Raw genomic sequence first — 22,074 nt, 5'->3', positions numbered from 1 at the left:
CGAGGCGAATCAGCTATGCGACGCAGTCCGTGGGCCACCCTGGTGGTCCTGGCCCTGGCCCAATTCATGGTGGTGTTGGACGTCACGATCGTGAACGTCGCGCTGCCCGACATCCAGGCCGACCTGGCCTTCACCCCCGACAACCTGCAGTGGGTGATCAGCGCGTACACCCTGGTCTTCGGCGGCTTCCTGTTACTCGGGGGCCGGGCCGCGGACCTCCTCGGCCGGCGGCGGCTTTTCGTCGTGGGGCTCGCGCTGTTCGGGATCACCTCGCTGATCGGCGGGCTCGCGCCGTCCCAGGAAGTGCTGATCGGCGTCCGCGCCCTGCAGGGCCTCGGCGGGGCGCTGCTCTCGCCGGCCGCGCTGTCGATCCTCACGGTCACGTTCGCCCACGGCCGGGAGCGCAACATCGCGCTCGGCATCTGGGGCGGTCTGGCCGGTCTCGGCGGCACGCTGGGCGTGATCGCCGGCGGTGTGCTCGTCGACAGCGCGGGCTGGGAGTGGGTGTTCTTCGTCAACGTGCCGATCGCGGCCGCGCTGGTGCTCGTCACGCCGGCGATCATCCGCGAGAGCAAGGTGGAGACCAGCGGGCCGCGCACGTTCGACGCCGCCGGTGCCGTGCTCGCGACCGGCGGTGTGCTGGCGCTGATCTACGGTGTCATCCGGGCCGAACCGCTGGGCTGGAGCGCCGGCGAGGTCGTCGGCTCGCTGGTCGCGGCGTTCGTCCTGCTGGCCGCGTTCATCGTCGTCGAGCGCCGGTCCGCGGCCCCGCTGGTGCCGATGCGGCTGTTCCGCTCGCGCGGGCTGAGCACCGCCACCGCCGCGCTGGCGCTCAACGGCGCCGCGTTCCTGGCGATGTTCTTCCTGACCGCGATCTTCCTGCAGCAGGTGCGTGGCCTGTCGGCGCTCGAGACCGGGCTGCAGTTCCTGCCGATGGGTATCGCCGCGATCGTGGCCGCGGTCGGCGCGTCCCAGCTGGTGGCGCGGGTCGGCACCCGGCCGGTGATGTTCGTCGGCGCCGGGGTCAGCGTCGCCGGGCTCTGGCTGCTCTCCCTGGTCGACGCGCGCGGCGACTACGTCACCGACCTGCTGCCGGGGCTGCTGCTCTTCGGCGTGGGAATCATGGCCGTCGGTACGGCGGCGCAGATCGCGGCCGTGGCCGACGTGCGTTCCGACGAGGCCGGCGCCGCGTCCGGCGTCGTCTCCTCCGGTTACCAGGTCGGCGGTGCGCTCGGCCTGGCGATCATCACCACGCTGTCCACGTCGCACGTCACCGACCTGGTGTCCTCGGGCACCGCGCCGGGGCAGGCGCTGGTGGAGGGGTTCCACCGCGGGCTGCTGGTGGCGGCCGTCTTCGCCGGCGTCAACCTGGTGATCGCCCTGGCGTCCCCGCAGCTCACCCCCGACGCCGAACAACTCGCCGAAGCCGTCGCGGTCTGAGCCCCCGAGGTACGGGCCGGGCCCTGATCCGGAGCCGGTCGGCGCGTCAGGCGTCGGACCAGCTCCGGATCAGGGCGGCCTGGCCCACCCGTTCGGAGTCCGGCGTGAGCAGGTTCCAGACCGTCACGTCGTCGATCCAGAAGCGACGACCCGACTTCGCGACGCGCGGCCCGCGGTAAGCGTCGGTGTAGCCCTGACGCCGTACCGCGTCCAGCAGCGCGGCGCGGGCGCCCCGGTCCTCTTCCCCGGCCGACAGCCGCGAGGGCAGGCCGACGAACTCGTCCCAGCCGTACCCGAAGTGCTGCTGCGCGGTGCGGTTGGCGTACACGAACACCGGGTCCGGCGAGGTGTCGTGGGCCAGCAGGCCGAACGGCGCGTCGTAGAGCCACCCGGCCACGTCGGACACCCCGTCCGGCACGAGCCGGCCACCCACCAGCCGGGCGTAGCTGCGGGTGAGCAGTTCGGCTAAGTCGTCCATGACGCCTAGTGTCCCGGTCGCCACCACTTGACGGAACGAACATGTTCGTTACGATCGTGTTCATGCCTCCGCGTCGAACTCCGGTCAGCCGTCGCGACCGACCGGCCAAGCCGCCGCTCAGTCGTGACGGCGTGGTGGCGGTCGCGCTGGGCATCCTGCGCGAGGAAGGGCTGGAGCGGGTGACGATGCGGCGGCTGGCCGCGGAGCTCGACACCGGGCCGGCTTCGCTGTACGTCTACGTCCAGAACATGGCCGAACTGCACGGCGCCCTGCTGGACGCGCTGCTGGCGGACTTCCCGCTGACCGCGTCCGACCCGGTCGACCTGCTCGTCGACTACACCACCCTGCTCCTGGAGTACCCGAGCCTCGCCCGCTCGGTGCTCACGCTCTGGCCCTCCGGGCCGAACTACCTCCGCGTCATCGACGCCCTGCTCGGCCGGTTGGCCGCGGCGGGGATACCGCCGCGGCCGGCCGCCTGGGGCGTCGACGTCCTGCTCCAGCACGCCACCGCGAGCGCGGCCGAGCACGGCACGCGCCGGGAGTCGGCGGCGGCCGACGGCGAGTGGGAAGGGCTGCGTGCCGCCGTCCGGGACGCTCCGGACGCGGCCTATCCACACATCGCCGCCCACCGCGAGGAGCTGGTTTCCGGTGCGGGGGAGCAGCGCCTGCGCTGGGCGTTCGCTGCTCTCGTGAACGGAATCGCCACGAGCGCGTGATCGTCGCGCGCCCATCACGAACATGTTCGTCACGAACGTGTTCTTCACCATCGGGAGAATTCATGAACATCGCGATAGTCGGAGCCGGCCTCGGTGGCCTCACGCTGGCTCGGGTGCTGCACGTCAACGGCATCGGCGCCACGATCTACGAGTCGGAACCCTCCGCCGACGCCCGCACCCAGGGCGGAATGCTCGACATCCACGAGGAGGACGGCCAGCAGGCCCTGCGTGACGCCCACCTGCACGACGAGTTCCGGGCCCGGGTGCACGCGGGCGGCGAGGCGACCCGGGTGCTCGACCGGCACAACACCGTGCGGCTCGAGCAGCCCGACGACGGTCAGGGCGGCCGCCCCGAGATCGATCGCGGGCACCTGCGCCGGCTGCTGCTGGACTCGCTGCCCGCGGGCACGATCCGGTGGGGGTGCAAGGTCGTCGGCGCCGCCCCGGTCGGCTGCGGTCGCCACGAGCTGACGTTCGCCGACGGGTCGTCGGTGGTCAGCGATCTGCTGGTCGGGGCGGACGGCGCCTGGTCGCGGATCCGGCCGCTGGTCTCCGGCGCGACCCCGTCCTACACCGGCATCTCGTTCGCCGAGGTGGACCTGCTCGACGCCGACCGTCGTCACCCGGGCCCGGCCGCGGTCGTCGGCGGCGGAATGCTGTTCGCGCTCGGCCCCGACCGGGGCTTCCTGGCCCACCGGGAGGCCGACGGCAGCCTGCACGTCTACGTCGCGGTGCGCAGGGAGGCCGACTGGATCCGCGCGGCCGACCAGGCCGCGCTGCTCGCGGAGTTCGCCGGTTGGACGCCGGAGCTGCGTGCGCTGATCACCGAGGCCGACGGGCCGATCGTCCCGCGCACGATCAACGCGCTGCCGATCGGGCACCGGTGGGACCGGGTGCCGGGGGTCACGCTGATCGGTGACGCGGCCCATCTGATGTCGCCGTTCGCCGGAGCGGGCGCGAACCTGGCGATGTTCGACGGCTCGGAGCTGGCGCGGGCGATCCTCGCGAACCCCGGTGACGTCGAGGCCGCGCTCGCCGCCTACGAGGAGCCGATGTTCGTCCGCAGCGCGCGGATCGCCGCGGAGGCCGCCGGGACGCTGGAGATCTGCTTCCGCGCGGACGCTCCGCAGGGCCTGCTCGACCTGTTCGCCGGAGTGCAGTGACCTACTACAGTCGGCCCATGACTAGGCCAAAACCGTGATCAGCGGGATGAGCGTCAGCCGGCACTCCGACGTTCCGGTCTACCGGCAGATCGTGTCGCAGCTGACGCTGATGATCGAGATGGGGATGCTCGCCGACGGTGAGCGGCTCCCCGGGTCGCGGCTGCTGGCCAGCAACCTCGGCATCAACCGCAACACCGTCGCCCACGCCTACGGTGAGCTGCGTGAACGCGGGCTGGTCGAGCCCCGGGGCCGCAACGGCATGGTCGTGGTCGGCGGGCAGGGCGCCCGCACGTCGTCGGAGGCGCGCAACCGGGCGCGCGAGGTGCTCGCCGCCGCGGCCAGGGAGTGCCTGCGGCTCGGGCTGACCGCACCGGAGATCCGCGACCTGATCGGCGGTCTGGCCGCCTGGGAGGCCGAGAAGGCGCTCGAGGTGTCGTTCGTGGAGTGCAACCGCGAGCGCGCGGAGTACTTCGCGGCCGAACTGGCGGCGGCGCTCGCGGTGCCGGTGAAGCCGCTCGTGCTGGGGGAGTTCGAGGCCGCGACCGAGCGTCCCGACCTGGTCCTGACGACGTTCTTCCACCTCGCCGAGGTGCGCGGCCTGCTGCGCCGCCCGTCCACCGAGGTCGTGGCGATCGTGGCCGCACCGCACATCCAGACGCTCGTGCAGATCGCCCAGGTGCCGAAGGACCGCACGGTGGGGCTGCTGTACTCGACGAACGACCAGGCCGTGAGCATCCGGGACTCGCTGGCCCAGGCCGGCGTCACGAACATCGCGGTGCTCTCCGGCACCGGCGACGCCGAGCTGCGTGGCGTCGACCTGGTCGTGGTTCCGAGTGAGATGCCCGAGCTGGCCCGGGCCCTGGCCGAGAAGCGGGTGCGGGTGATCGAGTACGGCAACGTGCTGGATGCCGCGTCGGTGCGGATGGCCGGCGAAGTGATGCGCGAACTGCAGCTGGCGCGTAGTCTGCGGGAATGAGTGGCATAGATGGCTATGGCAAAAACCTCGTGCGTTACAGCCCCGGGTTCTCGCCGCGGGTGATCTCGCGTGCCGCCGGCTCGTACGTCTACGACGAGGCCGGCACGCCGATCCTGGACTTCACGTCCGGGCAGATGAGCGCGGTACTGGGCCACTCCCACCCCGACGTCGTCGCGGCCGTCACGGCGGCGGTCTCGAACCTCGACCACGTGTTCAGCGGCATGCTCACTCCGCCGCTGATCGAGTTCGCGTCCCGGCTGGCCGGAACGTTGCCCGCCACGCTGTCGAAGGTGCTGCTGCTCACCACCGGGGCGGAGTCCAACGAGGCCGCGCTGAAGATGGCCAAGGTCTACACCGGCCGGTACGAGGTGGTCTCGTTCGACCGGTCGTGGCACGGCATGACCGCCGGTGCCGCGTCGCTGACGTTCTCGGCCGGGCGCCGGAGCCTCGGGCCCGCGATGCCGGGCAGCCTCGTGCTGCCGACGCCCGACCCGGTGCGCTCGCCGTTCCGCCACCCCGACGGATCGCACGACTGGCGCACCGAGCTCGAGTACGGCTTCGGCCTGATCGACCGGCAGTCGAGCGGGAGCCTCGCCGCCTGCCTGATCGAGCCGATCCTCTCGTCGGGCGGGCTGATCGACCTGCCGGCCGGCTACCTGGCGCGGCTCACCGAGCTCTGCCGTGAGCGGGGGATGCTGGTGATCCTCGACGAAGCGCAGACCGGGCTCGGCCGCACCGGAACGATGTACGCGTTCGAACGCGACGGGGTGGCGCCGGACGTCCTGACGCTGTCCAAGACCCTCGGCGCGGGGCTGCCGGTCGCGGCGGTCGTCACGTCCGAGGAGATCGAGGAAGTCTGCCACGCGCGGGGCTTCCTGTTCTTCACCACGCACGTCTCGGATCCGCTCGCGGCGTCGGTGGGGCTGGCGGTGCTCGACGTGATCGAGCGCGAGGGGTTGGTCACGCGCGCCGGGACGCTCGGTGCGCACCTGCGGGAACGGCTGCTCGACCTGCGGAAGCGCCACGACACCGTGGTGGACGTGCGCGGGCGCGGGCTGCTGCAGGGCATCGAACTCGGCGGGGACGAACCGGAGAAGCTGGCCGCCGCGGTCACCGACGAGTGCCTCCGGCGTGGGCTGCACGTCAACATCGTGCAGTTGCCGGGCATGGGCGGCGTGATGCGGATCGCCCCGCCGCTCACGATCAGCGACGCCGAACTCGACCAGGGAGCCGACGTCCTCGACGCCGCGATCACCGCCGTCGGATGACGGCACCGTCCACAGGGAGCAAACGCCGGGGCGACGTTGTCGGTGGAGGCTCCTAGGATCGTTGCCGTGGACGCGCCGACTACCCCCCTGGACGTGCTGCGCCGAACCTTCGGCTACGACGCCTTCCGCGGCGAGCAGCAAGAGATCATCGAGCACCTGGTCGGCGGCGGTGACGCGCTCGTCCTGATGCCCACCGGCGGCGGCAAATCGCTCTGCTACCAGATCCCCGCGCTGGTGCGCGACGGCGTCGGCGTCGTCATCTCGCCGTTGATCGCGCTCATGCAGGATCAGGTCGACGCGTTGACCGCGCTCGGTGTGCGCGCCGGGTTCCTCAACTCGAGCCAGCAGCTGGAGGACCGCCGCACGGTGGAGAAGGCGTTCCTCAGCGGCGATCTCGATCTGCTCTACCTGGCGCCGGAAGCGCTGGCCGGCGGCTCGTCGGCCACGATGCGGCTGCTGGAACGGGGCCGGATCTCCCTGTTCGCCATCGACGAGGCGCACTGCGTCGCCCAGTGGGGCCACGACTTCCGGCCCGATTACCTGGCCCTGTCGATGCTCCACGAGCGCTGGCCCGACGTGCCGCGCATCGCGCTCACCGCCACCGCGACGTCGAACACGCGGGCCGAGATCGCCACCCGCCTGAACCTCGACGACGCCAGGCAGTTCGTCGCCAGCTTCGACCGGCCCAACATCCGGTACCGCATCGCGCCCAAGGCCGAGCCGCGCAAGCAGCTGCTCGATCTGCTGCGCACCGAGCACCAGGGTGACGCGGGCATCGTCTACTGCCTGTCCCGGGCGTCGGTGGAGAAGACCGCCGATTTCCTGGTCGCCCAGGGCGTCCCGGCGCTGCCCTACCACGCCGGTCTCGACTCACGCACCCGCGCCGAGAACCAGTCCCGCTTCCTGCGCGAAGACGGCCTGGTGATGGTCGCGACGATCGCGTTCGGCATGGGTATCGACAAGCCCGACGTGCGGTTCGTCGCCCACCTCGACCTGCCGAAGTCCGTCGAGGGCTACTACCAGGAGACCGGCCGGGCCGGCCGGGACGGGCTCCCGTCCACGGCCTGGCTCGCCTACGGCCTGCAGGACGTCGTCCAGCAGCGGAAGATGATCGACAGCTCCGAGGGCGACCTGGCCCACCGCCGTATGCTGGCCCACCACCTCGACGCGATGCTGGCGCTGTGTGAGACCGTCGACTGCCGTCGGTCGCGGCTGTTGGCCTACTTCGGTCAGGAGGGCACGGCCAATTGCGGCAACTGCGACACGTGCCTGGAACCGCCGGAATCCTGGGACGGCACGGTGCCGGCCCAGAAGCTGCTCTCGACGATCGTCCGGCTCGACCGGGAGCGCGGGCAGAAGTTCGGCGCCGGCCAGTCGATCGACATCCTGCTCGGGCGGCAGACCGAGAAGACCACCCGCTTCAACCACGACGCGTTGAGCGTCTTCGGCATCGGCACCGAGCTGAGCGAACCCCAGTGGCGCGGGGTCGTCCGGCAGTTGCTGGCGCAGGGGCTGGTCGCGGTCGAGGGGGAGTACGGCGTGCTCGGGCTCACCGAGAAGAGCGGCCCGGTGCTCGGCGGCCAGCGCAAGGTGATGATGCGGCGCGAACCCGAGCGGGTGAAGTCCCGGGCCGGCGGAACGAAGGTGGCCAAGGGCAAGCCCGCGGTGGAGCTTGGCCCCGAAGCCCAGAGCCTCTTCGAGCGGCTGCGTACCTGGCGCGGCGCGGCGGCCAAGGAACAGGGCGTGCCCGCGTACGTCATCTTCCACGACGCGACGCTGCGCCAGATCGCCACCGAGTCGCCGACCTCGCTGAGCGCGCTGAGCCAGGTCAACGGCGTCGGCGAGAACAAGCTGGCCAAGTACGGGGAGCAGATCCTGGAGGTGCTCGCCGAGAGCGCGTGAACCTGATGCCCCGATCCTCCGACTGAACCCGGTGAGGAGGTCGGGATGACCGATGAACTGCTGGTGGTGCGGGCCCAGCTCGGCGAGCGGAACGCGTTCGCCGACCTGGTGCGCGCCTGGCACGATCCGCTGACGAGCTACGTCCGGCGCATGCTCGACGCCGAGCGGGCCGACGACGTCGTGCAGGAGGTGTGGCTGGCCGTCGTCCGGGGCCTGCCCCGGCTCCGCGACCCGGCCCGGTTCCCGCCGTGGTTGTTCAGCATCGCCCGACGCGCGGTGACCGACCGGCTACGCGAGGAGTACGCCCGCCCGGAGGCCGCCCACCCGGCCCGCTCCGAGCCGGGCGGTGAGGTGCGCGCCGGCGCCGTCGACGACGCCGTGCTCGATCGGGCCGCGGTGGTGGCGGGCGTCGCCGCGCTGCCGGTGCGCGAGCGGGAGGTCGTGATCCTGTTCTACCTGCTGGACCTGTCCCTGGAGACCTGCGCCGAGATCTGCGGGATCCCGGTCGGCACCGTCAAGTCACGCCTGTCCCGGGGCCGCCGGATGTTACGCACCGAGTTCACCGAGAAAGGGTTCGCGCGATGAACGCCGAGGACGTCGTCTCCCGTCTCGACCGGCGGCTCTCGCTGCGCCGCCGCGTCGCCACCGTGGCCGTGGCGCTCGCCGGTGGCGCGGTCGCCGCGGTGGTGCTCGCGCTCTGGGCCACCGAGCCGCACCTCCCGGCGCGGACGCAGGTGGCGTTCGGGGTGATCGCCGGGGGCGGGCTCGGCTGGGTCGGCTACGGCGTCTGGGTGGTGCGTCGCCGCACGCCGCTGCTGGCGCTCGACCGGGTCGTCGCCGGCTGGTTGGCGCTGGCGGTCAGCACCGTGGTCGGGGTGGTCGTCGGAGTGATCGCGGTCTCCCGTGGCCGCTGGGAGCTCGCGCTGGTCGGGGCGGCGTTCGTGCTGGTCGCGGCGGTCAACCTCGGCCGCGCCCGCGCGCACCGGGCCGCGCTGCTGCGTCGGAAACGCGAACTGGGCGGCTGACCGGTGTATCAGGCCGGCCGCGGCGCGGCTCTGTCTCCGTGAGAACCCGGGGAGGGACCGATGGAGCACACCGAGCGGCTGGCGATCGTCCGGCTCGCGGCCACCTACCACGACACGTTAGGGCGGGTGCAGACCGCGGGTCAGTTGGACGCCGTCCTGCGGCTGGGTCGTGAGCTGGCCACCACGCTCCCGGCCGACCAGGCCGAACTCTTCGCCCGCCTGTGCCGCGCCCGCGACGCGGCCGCCCGGGGAGCCGGTGGCCGCATCCCCCACCCCCGCCAGCCCCGCGACTAGATCCTGCTCCACCGCCCAGCAGCCGGCCCGGACGACGACCGGCCGCGCTGTCGGCCCTTCCGACTACGACAGCCGCCCACTGGCCGGCGGCAGCCGGATGGACCGCCGTGGGACGAACCCCGCGGTCCTGGTCGGCCTCCCGGCCCGGCTGGTCGTGTAGCTCACGCTCGGAATGCGCCGAGCATCTGCTCGTTGAGGGCGGTGACGAAAGCCTGCTCGTCGGGCCCGGCGTTGTGGCGGGAGGCGACCGCGGCGCCGACGGGCCCGGTGTTGACCCAGGGCGGCAGGATCTCCCGCACCCGCACGCTTGTCTCACGCAACATGAACCGCTGGGAGAGCGCGTAGGAATGCAAGGCCGCTTTCGTGGCGGAATAGACGGCGTGCACGGCAATCGGCGCGAAGGCGAGCGTTGAAGTCCGTGATGCTCGCCGGGTCGGAGAGGTCGAGCGCTGCCGTGTCGATGCCCGGCCGTGCGGCGGCGACTTCGTCGAGGACGCTCTGCCGGCGTCCGGCGACATCGTCCGTCGCCGCGGTCACAAGGATCGCCGCGTGGTCACCCTGCACGGGACGTCGAGCGTTCAAGAGAAGGCCGACTCCTTCTACGAGCCCCTGAACGCCGGCCTCCACGAAGTGATGGGGCACTATTCGGCGGCAGAGCTGGACCTCGTCGAGAAGATCGTCGACGAGTTGGGTGCGGTCGTCGGTGGGCCCTCGACGGCCCGAGCTGACTTCGACCTGCCGTTCACGTCGTCGTGGACGCGGGCTCGGTGGGGCCGTGACGCCAGCCCTAGGCTTCCGGGCATGACGGTCGAAGTGCTGCTCGGCGAGGTGACCTGCCCGTCCGGACATCTGGTGATCACGGACGGTGGTTACCTCGATCTGTGGTCCGGCGAGGAGGTCCCACACGACGAGGAACGCGCGGTCACCGACCTCGCGATCGTGGGACCGGACGCTCGAGCCGCAGCGGAGTCCTTCGACCGGCAACCAGGCCTCCGGCAGTACGACATTCCCGTGCACGCGGTCGCCGAGTTCACCGCGATCTTCGACGAGCACTGCCGCGAGCACGGGCACGACGCGCGCTTCCACCGGCTCGACCAGCAGATCCCTCACCGCCAACGGGTCCGGCACGCGATCACGGCGAGGGATCCCGGGTTCCGCGTCATGGGCGTTCCCGTGCACGCGGTGGAGGTGCCGGCCGACCGTGCCCTGCCGGTCATCGCCGTCCCGGGCGACCACGGCTGGCAGTCCATGCGCATCGAACTCAGTGACGCACCGGTGGCCGACTCGTGGGTCTTCTGGCACCTCGGTGTCGACAACGCACGGTTCGTCTTCGCCGACGCGGACGCATTGAGTTCGTGGGAACACGTCAAGCCGCTGGACGGGCTGGCCGACCTGGTCCTCTGGGGCCGCGACCAGGAACAGGTCGCTGCGGAGTTCGGCGCTCCTCGGCTCGGTGACTCCGCCGACGTCGAGTACGGGTGGGTGGACCTGCCGGTCGAGGAGGCCTACCGGCGAGGGCTGGCGATCGAGACGCGGCGCACCGAACCCGACGGGCCGAAATTCGCGTTCGACTTCCGGCCGCACTCGCATCACTGGCAGGTAATGGGTTCGGTGAGAGCCTCCGACCATGGGGCCGGCGTGGTCCAGGTCAACGGCGCTGACATCGTGATGACGATGACCTCTGTCGGTGACGGCTACTTCCCCGTACATCTGGACGTCGACGCCGCCGGCATCCCGGTCGCCCTCCGCATCGACGTCGCCGTCGAAGACTGACCCGTTCCGGATCGCGCCACCGACCGGTCTTCTCCTCCGGATGGTTGCCGGGTCCTCCGGATGGAGGACCCGGGGATCCATCGGGCGACGACCAGCTGACGCATGCCCCCGCGGCCGCGGTCACCCGAAGCTGGAGGCACCCCAAGAGAAGGGAGCCGACAGTGCCCGCCATCACCGCACGCGGACTCCGCAAGAGCTACGCCGGCCGCACCGTCGTCGACGGCATCGACCTCGACATCAACGAGGGCGAGATCTTCGCCGTCCTCGGCCACAACGGCGCCGGCAAGACCACCACGGTCGAGATGATCTCCGGCGTGCGTCACCGGGACGCCGGCGAGATCAGCGTCCTCGGCTTCGACCCCGACCGCGACGCCGAGAAGCTCTCCCACCTCGTCGGCGTGCAGCTGCAGGACTCGCAGCTGCCGGACAAGATGCGCGTCCGGGAGGCGATCGAGCTCTACTCGTCCTTCTACCGCGACCCGGTCAGCGGCGACGACCTGCTCGAACGCCTGCACCTCACCGAACACCGCAACCGTCCGTTCGCGAAGCTGTCCGGCGGGCAGAAGCAGCGCCTGGCGATCGCGCTCGCGCTGGTCGGACGTCCCCGCGTCGCGGTGCTCGACGAGCTGACGACCGGGCTGGACCCGAAAGCCCGCCGGGAAACCTGGGGGCTGATCGAAGGCCTGCGCGACGACGGCGTCACGGTCATCCTCGTCACCCACTTCATGGAGGAGGCCGAGTTCCTCGCCGACCGCCTCGCGCTGTTCGAGAACGGGAAGATCGTCACGGTCGACACCCCGGCCGGGCTGATCAACCAGCGGACCGACGGCCGCCAGGAGATCAAGTTCCGCCTCGACGAGGACCCCAAGTCCGTGATGGACGACTTCCGCGCGCTGGCCGACGTCCGCACCGTCCAGGTGCAGGGCCAGAACATGATCATCACCGGCACCGGCGACGTGATCCTCGCGGTCACCGCCCACATCGCCCGCACCGGCCTCACCGCCCGTGACCTCCGCGTCCACCAAGCCACCCTCGACGACGCCGTCCTCACCGCCGGGAGCCAGTCATGATCAAGACCCTGGTCAAGACCGAAACGAAGCTGCTGCTGCGCGAGCCGATCCTGCTGCTCTGGACCACCGGCCTGCCGATCGTCGCGTTCACGGTGCTGGCCCTGGTGCCCGGCACCAGCCGCCCCACCGATTCCCTCGGCGGCCTGAGCTACGCCCAGGTCTACCTCGGCGTCATCGCGCTGATCGCGCTGGCCCTGCTCACCACGATGAGCCTGCCCGCGGTCCTCGGCTCCTACCGGGAACGGGGGATCCTCAAGCGACTCTCGGTCACCCCGATGCGGCCCTGGCGGCTGCTCGCCACCCAGATCGGCATCAACCTGGCCGTCGTGCTCTCCACCGTGGCGGTCATGCTGATCGTCGCCACGATCACGTTCGACGACGGCTTCCCCGGCAACCCGCTGGGCTGGCTCGTCACGTACCTGCTGGCGGCCGGATCGCTGCTCGGCCTGGCCGCGCTGGTCGCCGCGCTCGCACCGTCGTCGAAGATCGCGAACGCGATCACCAGCATCCTGTTCTTCCCGCTGATGTTCTTCGCCGGCCTCTGGATCCCGCTGCCGACGATGCCCGGCTGGCTGCGCACGATCTCGGAGTTCACGCCGCTGGGTGCCGCGAGCCAGGCGCTGGCCGAGTCGATCGACGGTCACTTCCCGGCCGTGCGGCCGCTGCTCGTCCTGCTGGCCTACGCCGTGGTGTTCATCGGACTGGCGGTGCGCACCTTCCGCTGGCAGTGATTCGATGAGACGACCGACGAGGAGGTGGCCGTGAGCGTCTTGGGGATCGACCCGGTGGCGGAGCCCAGCCTCCGCCGCTGGATGCCGCTGGCGCTGCTCGCGGCGGGCACCGCGGTCGCCGTGGCCGACACGCTGATCCTCGACCGCGGCCACGAGCGCCTCCCGTTCCTCGTCGGGTTCACCGCGCTCACCGCCACCTGGACGATGCTCTGCCATCCTTCGGTGCGGAACATCCCCACCGTCTACCTCCTGGTGCGGCTCGTCCTCACCGCGATCCTCGTGGGACTCAACCCCTGGTACGGCATCTACGCCTGGTACGGATACGTCGAAGCGCCGAACTTCCTGCCCGGCCGGCTCGTGTACCCGGTCACCGGCGCGTTCGCGCTGATCGCGGCGGCCAGTTACATCGGCGGCTACCCGACGACGCCGGTGATGGTCGTCGTCTGGCTGATCCTCGGCGCCGGAAGTTTCGCGCTGGTGTGGTACCTGAGCCGGGCGGTGTTGAAGTCCCGGGAGCAGGAGATCGAGCGCGCTCGCATGCTCGACGAGCTCACCGTCACCAACCAGCGGCTGGAAGAGACCCTCGCGGAGAACCGCGGGCTGCAGTCGCAGCTGATCGGCCAGGCCCGCGAAGCCGGGGTGATGGACGAGAGAGCCCGCTTGGCCGGCGAGATCCACGACACGCTCGCGCAGGCCCTGACCGGCATCATCCGTCAGTTGGAAGCCGCCGAGCGGGGCGGCGAACTGGCCCCGGGCCCGCGACCGCACCTCGACCTGACCGCCGAGCTGGCCCGCGACGGGCTCGCCGAGGCCCGCCGGTCCCTCCGCGCGTTACGCCCCGGGCAGCTGGAAGGATCAACCCTTCCCAAGGCCATCAGCGACGTCGCCGGGCGCGCCGGTCTGCCGGTGGAGGTCGACGTCGCGGGAGCCGTCCGGGTGCTCCCGCCGGACCAGGAGGTCGTTCTGCTGCGCACGGTGCAGGAAGCGCTGACCAACGTCACCAAACACGCGGAGGCCACCCGCGTCGGCGTGACGCTCACCTACTTCGAGGACGCGGTGACGCTCGACGTCCGCGACGACGGCGTGGGGTTCGACCCGGACCGGGTGGGCATGCGTGCGGACGGCACCGGCCTGGGCCTCACCGCGATGCGTGAGCGGCTGGCCCGGGTGGACGGGGCGCTGGTCGTGGAGAGCGCCCCGGGCGAGGGCACGGCCCTGGTGGCCACGGTGCCGGCGGTGGTCGCGTGATCCGGCTCCTGCTCGCGGACGACCACCCGGTGGTGCGCGACGGTTTACGCGGCATGTTCGACAGCGTCGAGGACATCGACGTCGTCGGAGAAGCCTCCGACGGTGAGCAGGCGGTGATGCAGGCGGTGGCCCTGCGCCCGGACGTCGTCGTGATGGACCTGCGCATGCCGGGCGGCGGCGGGGTGGAGGCGATCCGCGAGCTGCGCCGCCGCGGCGTCGCGGCCCGCGTCCTGGTGCTGACGACGTTCGACGACGACGCCGACGTGTTGGACGCGGTGGCCGCCGGCGCCACCGGTTACCTGCTCAAGGACGCGCCCGGCGACGAACTGCTGCGTGCCGTGCGCAGCGCGCACCGGGGCGAGGCCGTGCTCTCACCGGCCGTGGCCAGCCGCCTGATGACCAGGGCCGCGTCACCGCCGCCGGCCGCCGCGGCGCCCGGCCTGAGCAAGCGTGAGCTCGAGGTGCTGCGCCTGGTGGCGGCCGGCGCCACCAACCGCGAAGCGGCCAAGACGCTGTTCATCTCCGAGACGACGGTCAAGACGCACCTGCTGCACCTGTTCGAGAAACTCGGCGTGCGCGACCGGGCCTCCGCGGTCGACGCCGCTCACCGCGCCGGCCTGCTGAGCTGAGACGGCCGGAGCGTCTCGGCCGAGCGGACGTGTGTCCCACCAAAACGGACGTGGTGCGCGCGGGACCGGGTTCGTCCGCGTCGGTCGCCGCATGCTCGGGGCATGACCACGCATGCTCCGGCCCGCCCGGCGTCCCTGCTGCGCCGCTGGCCCACCGCGCTCGCGTTCGCGTTCGCGGCCCTGACGTTGTCCGACGGCGCCGCGGAGCCCGGGGTCGGTGTCGCGCTGGTGGTGGCGGCCGCCGGGTACGTCGCGCTCGCCGCGCTCGATCGGCCGGCGCTGACCTGGCCGATCGTCGTGGCGCTGTTCCTCGGGGTGGTCGCGCTGCGTGCGTTCGAGGTGCCCGAGGTGCCGGTGCTCGCGGTGATCACCGCGGTCGCGGGCGTCGTCGTGGTGGTGCGCCGGCCCGCGCGGTGGCACCGGCTCCAGGTGCCGGTGGGGTTGGTGGGGGTCGCGGTGTTCGCGGTCGCGCTCCAGGTGCCCACCGCGGTCGGTGCGGTCGTCGTCGCGCTCGGACTGCTCGGGCACGCGGCCTGGGACGCGGTGCTCTGGCGTCGCGACGCGGTCATCGCCCGGTCGTTCGCGGAGTGGTGCGGGGTCTTCGACGTCGTCGTCGCGGTGGGTCTGGTTCTCCTGGTCGCGGTGGGGAGCTGACGCCGGCCCGCCGGAGCGGGCCGGCGGCGGATCAGGACCCGGAGTAACCGGCCGCGACGTCGAGCACCCAGGTGACCCCGAACCGGTCGGTGAGCATGCCGTACAGCGGTGACCAGCCGGCCGGCGCGAGGTCCTCGACGATCGTCGCGCCCTCGGAGAGGCCTTTCCAGAACGTCGAGATCTCGTCCGCCGACGTGCCCCGGACCGAGACGAAGAACGAGTTCGCGCCCCGCTCGAACGGCCGCCGGACCTGCACGTCGTAGGCCATCACGGAGAACCCGTTCTCGGCCGTGACCTGCCCGAACGTGATCCAGTTCGGCTCGGCCGCGTCCTGGGCGGTGTGCGCGTCGGCGTAGGTGGCGAGCACGATCTCGCCGCCGAAGATCGAGTGGTAGAACTCCAGCGCCGCCCGGGCGTCGCCGCGGAAGTTCAGGTGGGTGGTGGTGGTGATCGTCATGAGGTGAACAGTGATCCCAGTAGCGGTCAACTTCTGACCTCTACCGCCGGGCACAATCGATGACATGGGTCACCCGTCGGCGCGGTTGCTCGCGCTGCTCTCGTTGTTGCAGGCCCGCCGGGACTGGGCGGGGGAGGCGCTCGCCACCCGGCTGGCGGTCAGCCCGCGCACGGTGCGTCGCGACGTCGACCGGCTGCGTGAGCTGGGTTACCCGATCCGGGCGATCAAGGGCCCCGACGGCGGGTACCGGTTGGACGCCGGTACCCAACTGCCACCGCTGCTGTTCGACGACGAGCAGGCGGTCGCGCTGGCCGTGGCGCTGCGGATCGCGGTGACGTCCGGGGCCGGCATCGAGGAGGCGGCCGCGCGTGCGCTCACCACCGTGCGCCAGGTGATGCCCGCCCGCCTGCGTCACCGGATCGACGCGCTGGAGCTCACCGCGGTGGGCGACGCTCCGCAGGCCGACACCGCCGTGCTCCTGGCCGTGGCCGCCGCGATCCGGGCCGAGGAGATCCTCCGGTTCGACTACGGCGAGGCCGTCCGGCGGGCCGAACCGCACCACCTGGTGACCCGGCGCGGGCGCTGGTACCTGGTGGGCTGGGACACCGACCGCGACGACTGGCGCACGTTCCGGGTCGACCGGATCGTGCCGCGAATCCCCACCGGTCCCCGCTTCGCCCGGCGGGAGATCCCCGGCGGTGACGTCGCGACCTTCATCACCGCGCGGTTCCGTGGCTCGGACACCCCGGAGTGGCCGTGCCGGGGCGAAGTGGTGCTGGCGGCGCCGGCCGAGACGGTGGCCCTGTTCGCCGGGGACGGCGTGGTGGAGGCCCTCGGCCCGGACCGCTGCCGGCTGGTGGCCGGGTCGTGGTCGTGGATCGGCCTCGCCGCGAGCCTCGGCCGCTTCGACGCCGACCTCGAGGTGATCGGGCCGGTGGAACTGCGCCGGGCCTTCGCCACGCTGGCCCGGCGTTACGACGCCGCCGCGCTCAGATCGGGGTGACGAGCGTCCCGGTCTCCAGGAACGAGCGCAGGTTCGCGAGCGTCAGGTCGGCCATCGCCGCCCTGGTCGCGACCGTCGCGCTCCCGACGTGCGGCAGCAGCACGACGTCGTCGCGGTCGAGCAGTTCCGCCGGCACGTGCGGCTCGTCGGCGAAGACGTCGAGCCCGGCACCGCCGAGCTTCCCGGCGCCGAGCAGCTCGACCAGCGCCGCCTCGTCCACCACGCTGCCCCGGGCCACGTTGACCAGCACGCCGTCCGGGCCGAGTGCCTCCAGCACGTCGCGGCTGACCAGCCCGCGCGTCCCCGGGCCGCCGGTCACGGCCACCACCAGCACGTCGACCGCGGCCGCCAGCCGCACCAGCGACGGCTCGTACCGGTACGTCGAGCCGGGCACCGGGCGCCGGTTGTGGTACGCGATCGGGCAGTCGAACGCGGTGAGCCGGGTGGCGATCGCGGTGCCGATGTGGCCCAGGCCGACGATGCCGACGCGGGAGCCGCTCACCGTCCGCTGCAGCGGGTACGGCCCGTCGGTGGCCCACCGGCCGGCCCGTACGTAGCGGTCGCTCGCGCTCAACCGGCGCAGCACGTCGATCGTCAGCCCGACCGCGGTGTCGGCCACGCTGTCGTCGAGCACGCCCGGCGTGTTGCTCAGAACGATGCCCCGGGCCCGCGCGGTGTCGACGTCGGTGCCGTCGTACCCGGCCCCGAAGTGCACGATCGCGCGGAGCCCGGGCAGCGCGTCGAGCAACGCGGTGTCGACGCCGGCGTGCCCGCCGGTCACCACCACCCGCACCGAGTCCGCGTACGACGCCAGGCGCGCGGGATCGTGCACGACCGCGTCGTAGTCCCGGGCCAGTACGTCAGCCACCGCGGGCATCAGCCCACCGACCTGCAGAACCGTAGTCACGTCCTCATCGTGCCAGTGCGGGCCGTTTGGGATCGAACGTCCACCCCGGGATCAGGTGCTGCATCGCCACCGCGTCGTCGCGGCCGCCCAGACCGTACTCCCGGTACAGCTCGTGCGCGGCGGCCAACCGCTGGCGGTCCAGCGCGACACCGAGCCCGGGTGTGCTCGGCACCTCGATCCGCCCGTCCGCGATGACGAACGGCTCCCGGGTGAGACGCTGCCCGTCCTGCCAGATCCAGTGCGTGTCGATCGCCGTGATCCGCCCCGGTGCGGCCGCCGCCACGTGCGTGAACATCGCCAGCGACACGTCGAAATGGTTGTTGGAGTGCGAGCCCCAGGTCAGGCCCCAGGCGTCGCAGAGCTGCGCGACCCGCACGCTGCCGGCCATCGTCCAGAAATGCGGGTCGGCGAGCGGGATGTCGACCGCGCCCAGCTGGACGGCGTGGGCCAGCTGGCGCCAGTCGGTGGCGATCATGTTCGTGGCCACCGGCAGCCCGGTCGCGCGCCGGAACTCGGCCAGCACCTCACGCCCGGAGTACCCGTCCTCGGCACCGCACGGGTCCTCGGCGTAGGCGAGGACGTCGCGCAGCGAGCGGCCCAGCCGGATCGCGTCCGGCAACGACCAGGCGCCGTTCGGGTCGAGCGTGATCCGGGCGTCGGGGAAGCGCTCGGCCAGCGCGGTGACGGCGGCGGCCTCCTCGTCGCCGTCGAAGACACCGCCTTTGAGCTTGAAGTCGGAGAACCCGTACCGTTCGCGGGCCGCCTCGGCCAGCCGCACGACGTCGTCGGGCGTGAGCACCGGGCGGTTCCGCGCGCCGAACCACCCCGGTTCGTCGGAGGCCCGGTAGCCCAGGCCGGTCCCGTCGCCGACGTAGAAGAGGTACCCGAGCACCGGCACGTGATCGCGTCTGCGTCCCTCGCCGAGCAGGTCGGCCACCGGCACGGACAGGTGCTGGCCCAGCAGGTCGAGCAGCGCCGACTCGATCGCGGTGAGCACGTGGACGGTCGTGCGCAGATCGAACGTCTGCACGCCGCGCCCGCCCGCGTCGCGCCCGGCGAACGCGGTGCGCACCGCGTCGAGCACCGCGTGGTGGCGCCCGAGCGGCGCCCCGACGACGAGCGGCTCGGCCTCGACGAGCGTCGCGCGGATCGCCTCCCCGCCGGGCACCTCGCCCAGCCCGGTGTTGCCCGCGCTGTCGGTCAGCACCACCACCGTGCGCGTGAAGTACGGGGCGTGCGCGCCGCTGAGGTTGAGCAGCATGCTGTCCTGCCCGGCCACCGGCACCACTTCCATGCCGACGACGACCGGCGTCCCGCTCACCGCGGCGCCCCGTCGATCAGCCGCGTCCGTGGGTCGCGGCCGTGCACGGTCCCCGCCGTGCCCCCGACCGACCGGGCACCGATCAGCATCTCGCCGGTGAGCTCCATAGTCTGAAGCTAGGCACCAGGGTCGATACCTGTCCAAGTCGAAAAGTGCATCGAGTGATGCCCGGACCGGGGCCGGCACCAGTTCCGAGGCGCACGATCCCCGTGCCGGGCCGGTGACGCCCCCGGCCGTGCCCCCACCAGCATCCTCCGGACGAGGGAGCACACCAGCCCCGAACGTCGCCCCCGACCCGAACCGACGTCCAGACCTGCTCCGGGCGACTCGGAACCGACGAAAACGGAATTACAGTGCGCCCGTGGCCTCTGTGGACCCCTCTTCCGGACGACTCGCGTACGACGTGTGCCTCTCCTACGCGAGCGAGCAGTCCGGGTACGTCACGAAGGTCGCCGAGGACCTGAGAAGCCACGGTGTCCGCGTCTACTTCGACCGCTTCGCGACCGAACAGCTCTGGGGCGCGGATCTCTACCAGCACCTGAGCCAGGTGTACTCGGAGGAAGCCCGGTACTGCGTCGTGTTCGTGTCGAAGGCGTACGAGCGCAAGCTCTACACCAGGCACGAGCTGCGGATGGCGCAGGCGCGGGCGATCAAGGAGAAGAACGTCTACGTGCTGCCGGCCCGCTTCGACGACACGGTACTGCCCGGGCTGCCGTCGACCGTCGCTCATGTTGATTTGCGGAGCACCTCTCCGGCGGAGCTGAGCGCGCTCATCCGGAAGAAGCTCGACCTTCCGGTGGAGCCGCCGGACCCTCGGCCCTGGCCGCGTACCCCGCTGCTCGTCCTCGGCGCGGTGCTCGCCGTCCTTCTCGTGGCGGTCACGCTCTGGAAGATCAACTCCGACGACGGATCGTCGGACGACGCCACCTCCGAGGCGCCGGCCACGCTGGAGGAGGCCACCGGCGAGATCGCCGAGCCGGCGCCGGGCGCCGAGGTGAAGAGCTGCGCCTACTTCGCCGGCACGGCGGCCCTGCCTCCGGACACCACCCTCGTGCTGCTCAAAAGCAACATCTCCGCGGGCGGCGGGACCCGGTACGTCGAGACGATCTTCGGCTGGGACGAGCCGACGAAGAACGCGCGCCGGTGGCGGGGAGCGCAGTACTTCGGAGACGGGAGTGAGTCGGCGGGGCAGCGCTACCGGATCGAGCTGATGGTCGTCGACCTCGATACGGCCGTCGCGGCGATCCGTACCCGTCAGGACGACCTGATCAACGGCCTCGCCGGGCAGGGCAGGGTGCTGGACACGATCTCGGTCGAGCGCGTGCCGGGGCAGGCGAAGGACGACTGTCCGGGGCCGGCCTGAACGGGGCGTGGCGGCGCCCTCACCGGGGCGCCGCCGGCGGTGTTCGGCTCCTTCCTCGAGGTCGCGGTGGGGTCACACCCGGTCGGGCGGTGAGCGCTCCGTGCGGCGCGGAGCGCCGGTCGGGCGGAGGTCGGGGCGGAAGCGGCCGCGGGGGAACGCGCCGGGTGTTCCGGGCCCGGGGAACCCGGGCGCCGGCCGGGGAGCGGGCGGCTCCGGTGGCGGTTCCCAGACCGCGTCGATCAGCGCCTCGAACTCCGCCCTGACGAGCTCCGGGTCGGCCGTGACCAGCGCCAGGAACTCGTCGACGCCCGTGTCGGTGGCGTCCATGGCCGGGTCAGGCGTTGATCTGCTTCCGGTCCGGCTCGGAGTGGGCGATCGCGATCTTGCGCGGTTTCGCCTGCTCGCGAACCGGGATGCGGAGCGTCAGCACACCGTTGGCGTAGGCGGCGTGGATGCGCTCGGGATCCAGCGTGTCGCCGAGGAACAGTTGCCGGGTGAAGACACCCAGCGGGCGCTCGCGGACCTCCATCTCGGCGGGCTGTTCGGCGTGCGGCCGACGCTCGGCGCGGACGGTCAGGACGTTGCGCTCCACGTCGAGCTCGACGGCGTCCGGGGAGATGCCCGGCAGGTCGAACTCGACCACGAACTCGTCGCCGAGGCGGTAGGCGTCCATCGGGATCACCGCGGGCTTGGACCAGGTTCCGGGGATGCCGGCGAAGAGCTGGTCGAGCTGCCGGAACGGGTCGGTGCGCATCAACATGGCGTCCTCCTCGAATCCAGTAGTGGGTTCGTCAACGCGCACCTCAGTAATAGCACGTCATCGAAACGATGACAAGAACAAAGTCATCGTGACGATGACGGAACCAGCCGGGTCCCGGTGAGGCTGTCCAGGTGGCACGCGCCGTAGGAGTTCCGGTAGCCCCGGCTGAACGCGGCGAGGCGGTCGGCATCGGAACCGTGCGCGGTCGCGTCGAACCACGGCACCCCCGCCGGATCGGCGATCGTCATGATCGTCGTCATGATCTCCGCGGCGTCGCCGCGCTCCAGCTGCAGCGTCCCGGCCCGGGTCGAGTCGCCGATCACGGCGCCGGCCAGGCAGTCGGCCTGCAGCTCATAGGTGCGGCTGACCAGCCGGTTCGTGTTCACCCGGGTCTGGATCGCGTGGCCGTACTCGTGGGCCAGCAGCAGGTAGAGGAAACCGTCGCCGATCTTCTCGTAGCCGTCGCGCACGAAGTTGGCGTCGTAGCCGAGCAGGTCCGACGGCGGGCAGTAGAACGCGTTGTTCGTCGTCAGCGGCTCGCCGGCGCAGCTCAGCTCACCGTCCTTCGTGTACGACCTGACGTTCTTCACCGGCTCGAAGGCCACGGCGTTCGCGGTGAACTCCTGGCGCCAGTACGCGGTGACGAGCTCGAGCGCCTGGCTGAACTCGGTGTCGAACTCCGTCGACGGGCTCGCGGCGGCGGAGACCGACGTGGCCGGGTTCGCCCCGGCCGGCGCCGGCCCGCCCGAGCCCGCCGGGGACGCCGACGAGGCCGGGGCGCAGGCCGCGGTCACCAGCACCGCCGCCGCGCCGATCGACGCCGCCAGCCGGCGGGCCCAGGACTGTGTTACGCGCATTGTCGGTTCCCCTGTCTCCACTGTCGTCACACCGCACTG

The 22,074-nt window shown here is 71.8% G+C and carries 24 protein-coding genes and 1 pseudogene; 17 read left to right on the top strand and 8 right to left on the bottom strand.

The window, feature by feature from the left end; translation table 11 throughout:
* Window positions 1-15 precede the first annotated feature (15 nt).
* Window positions 16-1,440, top strand: coding sequence for an MFS transporter (locus ABD437_RS36135; RefSeq protein ID WP_344653462.1), 1,425 nt, complete (start codon window positions 16-18; stop codon window positions 1,438-1,440).
* A 46-nt stretch (window positions 1,441-1,486) separates the two neighbouring features.
* Here ABD437_RS36135 and ABD437_RS36130 read toward each other — a convergent pair whose 3' ends face one another.
* A complete protein-coding gene (locus tag ABD437_RS36130; protein ID WP_344653461.1) occupies window positions 1,487-1,918 on the bottom strand; it encodes an MEKHLA domain-containing protein in 432 nt (143 codons plus the stop codon).
* Window positions 1,919-1,980: 62 nt separating this feature from the next.
* Here ABD437_RS36130 and ABD437_RS36125 point away from each other — a divergent pair, with 62 nt between their 5' ends.
* From ABD437_RS36125 to ABD437_RS36090, 8 genes are all read left to right on the top strand, one after another.
* Complete coding sequence (locus tag ABD437_RS36125) at window positions 1,981-2,634, top strand: TetR/AcrR family transcriptional regulator (RefSeq protein ID WP_344653460.1); 654 nt, start codon at window positions 1,981-1,983, stop codon at window positions 2,632-2,634.
* Between the two features lie 62 nt (window positions 2,635-2,696).
* Entirely contained in the window at window positions 2,697-3,797 is a 1,101-nt protein-coding gene (locus ABD437_RS36120; RefSeq protein WP_344653459.1) for an FAD-dependent oxidoreductase, read from the top strand.
* A 34-nt stretch (window positions 3,798-3,831) separates the two neighbouring features.
* The gene (locus ABD437_RS36115) at window positions 3,832-4,773 is read left to right on the top strand and encodes a GntR family transcriptional regulator (protein ID WP_344653458.1); all 942 of its coding nucleotides are present in this window, start codon (window positions 3,832-3,834) and stop codon (window positions 4,771-4,773) included.
* Window positions 4,770-6,041 carry an aspartate aminotransferase family protein gene (locus ABD437_RS36110; protein ID WP_344653457.1) on the top strand — a complete coding sequence of 424 codons (1,272 nt, stop codon included), beginning with the start codon at window positions 4,770-4,772 and terminating at the stop codon, window positions 6,039-6,041. The genes ABD437_RS36115 and ABD437_RS36110 overlap by 4 nt, the downstream gene beginning before the upstream one ends.
* A 66-nt stretch (window positions 6,042-6,107) precedes the next feature.
* Window positions 6,108-7,943, top strand: a complete 1,836-nt coding sequence (recQ, locus tag ABD437_RS36105; protein ID WP_344653456.1) for a DNA helicase RecQ — start codon at window positions 6,108-6,110, stop codon at window positions 7,941-7,943.
* A 45-nt stretch (window positions 7,944-7,988) separates the two neighbouring features.
* The gene (locus ABD437_RS36100; protein WP_344653455.1) at window positions 7,989-8,528 is read left to right on the top strand and encodes an RNA polymerase sigma factor; all 540 of its coding nucleotides are present in this window, start codon (window positions 7,989-7,991) and stop codon (window positions 8,526-8,528) included.
* A complete protein-coding gene (locus tag ABD437_RS36095; protein ID WP_344653454.1) occupies window positions 8,525-8,968 on the top strand; it encodes a hypothetical protein in 444 nt (147 codons plus the stop codon). Before ABD437_RS36100 ends, ABD437_RS36095 begins: the two co-directional genes overlap by 4 nt.
* 60 nt (window positions 8,969-9,028) lie before the next feature.
* Window positions 9,029-9,262, top strand: coding sequence for a hypothetical protein (locus tag ABD437_RS36090; RefSeq protein WP_344653453.1), 234 nt, complete (start codon window positions 9,029-9,031; stop codon window positions 9,260-9,262).
* A 161-nt stretch (window positions 9,263-9,423) separates the two neighbouring features.
* On the opposite strand, the pseudogene ABD437_RS36085 reads toward ABD437_RS36090, so the two are convergent.
* Window positions 9,424-9,678 (bottom strand): annotated as a pseudogene (locus ABD437_RS36085) (SDR family NAD(P)-dependent oxidoreductase); the annotation flags it as partial.
* 133 nt (window positions 9,679-9,811) lie between these two features.
* Here ABD437_RS36085 and ABD437_RS36080 point away from each other — a divergent pair.
* The 6 genes from ABD437_RS36080 to ABD437_RS36055 all read left to right on the top strand — a co-directional run bounded on the left by ABD437_RS36080 (window position 9,812) and on the right by ABD437_RS36055 (window position 15,367).
* Window positions 9,812-11,035, top strand: a complete 1,224-nt coding sequence (locus tag ABD437_RS36080) for a hypothetical protein (protein WP_344653452.1) — start codon at window positions 9,812-9,814, stop codon at window positions 11,033-11,035.
* A gap of 161 nt (window positions 11,036-11,196) precedes the next feature.
* Window positions 11,197-12,105, top strand: coding sequence for an ABC transporter ATP-binding protein (locus tag ABD437_RS36075; RefSeq protein WP_344653451.1), 909 nt, complete (start codon window positions 11,197-11,199; stop codon window positions 12,103-12,105).
* Window positions 12,102-12,836 (top strand): ABC transporter permease, encoded by a 735-nt coding sequence (locus ABD437_RS36070; protein ID WP_344653450.1) that lies wholly within the window; start codon window positions 12,102-12,104, stop codon window positions 12,834-12,836. Before ABD437_RS36075 ends, ABD437_RS36070 begins: the two co-directional genes overlap by 4 nt.
* Before the next feature lie 30 nt (window positions 12,837-12,866).
* A complete protein-coding gene (locus ABD437_RS36065) occupies window positions 12,867-14,084 on the top strand; it encodes a sensor histidine kinase (RefSeq protein ID WP_344653449.1) in 1,218 nt (405 codons plus the stop codon).
* Window positions 14,081-14,713: a response regulator gene (locus tag ABD437_RS36060; protein ID WP_344653448.1), complete on the top strand. Its 633-nt coding sequence runs from the start codon at window positions 14,081-14,083 to the stop codon at window positions 14,711-14,713. The genes ABD437_RS36065 and ABD437_RS36060 overlap by 4 nt, the downstream gene beginning before the upstream one ends.
* A 102-nt stretch (window positions 14,714-14,815) precedes the next feature.
* Complete coding sequence (locus ABD437_RS36055; RefSeq protein WP_344653447.1) at window positions 14,816-15,367, top strand: hypothetical protein; 552 nt, start codon at window positions 14,816-14,818, stop codon at window positions 15,365-15,367.
* Between the two features lie 31 nt (window positions 15,368-15,398).
* Here the strand turns inward: ABD437_RS36055 and ABD437_RS36050 are convergent, their stop codons facing one another.
* Window positions 15,399-15,824: a VOC family protein gene (locus ABD437_RS36050; RefSeq protein ID WP_344653446.1), complete on the bottom strand. Its 426-nt coding sequence runs from the start codon at window positions 15,822-15,824 to the stop codon at window positions 15,399-15,401.
* A gap of 64 nt (window positions 15,825-15,888) precedes the next feature.
* On the opposite strand from ABD437_RS36050, the gene ABD437_RS36045 reads away from it, so the two are divergent.
* Window positions 15,889-16,827 (top strand): helix-turn-helix transcriptional regulator, encoded by a 939-nt coding sequence (locus tag ABD437_RS36045; RefSeq protein WP_344653445.1) that lies wholly within the window; start codon window positions 15,889-15,891, stop codon window positions 16,825-16,827.
* On the opposite strand, the gene ABD437_RS36040 is transcribed toward ABD437_RS36045, so the two are convergent.
* Together ABD437_RS36040 and ABD437_RS36035 are read right to left on the bottom strand one after the other, a co-directional pair.
* Window positions 16,814-17,704: a 2-hydroxyacid dehydrogenase gene (locus ABD437_RS36040; RefSeq protein ID WP_425558327.1), complete on the bottom strand. Its 891-nt coding sequence runs from the start codon at window positions 17,702-17,704 to the stop codon at window positions 16,814-16,816. The genes ABD437_RS36045 and ABD437_RS36040 overlap by 14 nt on opposite strands.
* 34 nt (window positions 17,705-17,738) lie before the next feature.
* Window positions 17,739-19,028 carry an enolase C-terminal domain-like protein gene (locus ABD437_RS36035; RefSeq protein WP_344653706.1) on the bottom strand — a complete coding sequence of 430 codons (1,290 nt, stop codon included), beginning with the start codon at window positions 19,026-19,028 and terminating at the stop codon, window positions 17,739-17,741.
* Window positions 19,029-19,416: 388 nt separating this feature from the next.
* On the opposite strand from ABD437_RS36035, the gene ABD437_RS36030 reads away from it, so the two are divergent.
* Entirely contained in the window at window positions 19,417-20,418 is a 1,002-nt protein-coding gene (locus ABD437_RS36030) for a TIR domain-containing protein (RefSeq protein WP_344653443.1), read from the top strand.
* Between the two features lie 72 nt (window positions 20,419-20,490).
* Here the strand turns inward: ABD437_RS36030 and ABD437_RS36025 are convergent, their stop codons facing one another.
* The 3 genes from ABD437_RS36025 to ABD437_RS36015 form a co-directional block, all read right to left on the bottom strand.
* On the bottom strand, window positions 20,491-20,745 hold the full coding sequence (locus ABD437_RS36025) for a hypothetical protein (protein WP_344653442.1): 255 nt from the start codon (window positions 20,743-20,745) through the stop codon (window positions 20,491-20,493).
* Window positions 20,746-20,752: 7 nt separating this feature from the next.
* A complete protein-coding gene (locus ABD437_RS36020; RefSeq protein WP_344653441.1) occupies window positions 20,753-21,178 on the bottom strand; it encodes an Hsp20/alpha crystallin family protein in 426 nt (141 codons plus the stop codon).
* 83 nt (window positions 21,179-21,261) lie between these two features.
* Window positions 21,262-22,035, bottom strand: a complete 774-nt coding sequence (locus tag ABD437_RS36015) for a neutral zinc metallopeptidase (RefSeq protein WP_344653440.1) — start codon at window positions 22,033-22,035, stop codon at window positions 21,262-21,264.
* Window positions 22,036-22,074 lie beyond the last annotated feature (39 nt).

The sequence above is a fragment of the Cryptosporangium japonicum genome, assembly GCF_039524755.1.
GTDB lineage: Bacteria > Actinomycetota > Actinomycetes > Mycobacteriales > Cryptosporangiaceae > Cryptosporangium > Cryptosporangium japonicum.
This window is presented reverse-complemented; position numbering and strand designations above follow the sequence as displayed.

Excerpts from the sequence above, each read along its gene's own strand:
- ABD437_RS36135 (WP_344653462.1), top strand. The coding sequence starts at position 16 with ATGCGACGCAGTCCGTGGGCCACCCTGGTGGTCCTGGCCCTGGCCCAA.
- ABD437_RS36130 (WP_344653461.1), bottom strand. The coding sequence starts at position 1,918 with ATGGACGACTTAGCCGAACTGCTCACCCGCAGCTACGCCCGGCTGGTG.
- ABD437_RS36125 (WP_344653460.1), top strand. The coding sequence starts at position 1,981 with ATGCCTCCGCGTCGAACTCCGGTCAGCCGTCGCGACCGACCGGCCAAG.
- ABD437_RS36120 (WP_344653459.1), top strand. The coding sequence starts at position 2,697 with ATGAACATCGCGATAGTCGGAGCCGGCCTCGGTGGCCTCACGCTGGCT.
- ABD437_RS36110 (WP_344653457.1), top strand. The coding sequence starts at position 4,770 with ATGAGTGGCATAGATGGCTATGGCAAAAACCTCGTGCGTTACAGCCCC.
- ABD437_RS36100 (WP_344653455.1), top strand. The coding sequence starts at position 7,989 with ATGACCGATGAACTGCTGGTGGTGCGGGCCCAGCTCGGCGAGCGGAAC.
- ABD437_RS36095 (WP_344653454.1), top strand. The coding sequence starts at position 8,525 with ATGAACGCCGAGGACGTCGTCTCCCGTCTCGACCGGCGGCTCTCGCTG.
- ABD437_RS36090 (WP_344653453.1), top strand. The coding sequence starts at position 9,029 with ATGGAGCACACCGAGCGGCTGGCGATCGTCCGGCTCGCGGCCACCTAC.
- ABD437_RS36070 (WP_344653450.1), top strand. The coding sequence starts at position 12,102 with ATGATCAAGACCCTGGTCAAGACCGAAACGAAGCTGCTGCTGCGCGAG.
- ABD437_RS36055 (WP_344653447.1), top strand. The coding sequence starts at position 14,816 with ATGACCACGCATGCTCCGGCCCGCCCGGCGTCCCTGCTGCGCCGCTGG.
- ABD437_RS36050 (WP_344653446.1), bottom strand. The coding sequence starts at position 15,824 with ATGACGATCACCACCACCACCCACCTGAACTTCCGCGGCGACGCCCGG.
- ABD437_RS36045 (WP_344653445.1), top strand. The coding sequence starts at position 15,889 with ATGGGTCACCCGTCGGCGCGGTTGCTCGCGCTGCTCTCGTTGTTGCAG.
- ABD437_RS36040 (WP_425558327.1), bottom strand. The coding sequence starts at position 17,704 with ATGCCCGCGGTGGCTGACGTACTGGCCCGGGACTACGACGCGGTCGTG.
- ABD437_RS36035 (WP_344653706.1), bottom strand. The coding sequence starts at position 19,028 with ATGGAAGTGGTGCCGGTGGCCGGGCAGGACAGCATGCTGCTCAACCTC.
- ABD437_RS36025 (WP_344653442.1), bottom strand. The coding sequence starts at position 20,745 with ATGGACGCCACCGACACGGGCGTCGACGAGTTCCTGGCGCTGGTCACG.
- ABD437_RS36020 (WP_344653441.1), bottom strand. The coding sequence starts at position 21,178 with ATGTTGATGCGCACCGACCCGTTCCGGCAGCTCGACCAGCTCTTCGCC.
- ABD437_RS36015 (WP_344653440.1), bottom strand. The coding sequence starts at position 22,035 with ATGCGCGTAACACAGTCCTGGGCCCGCCGGCTGGCGGCGTCGATCGGC.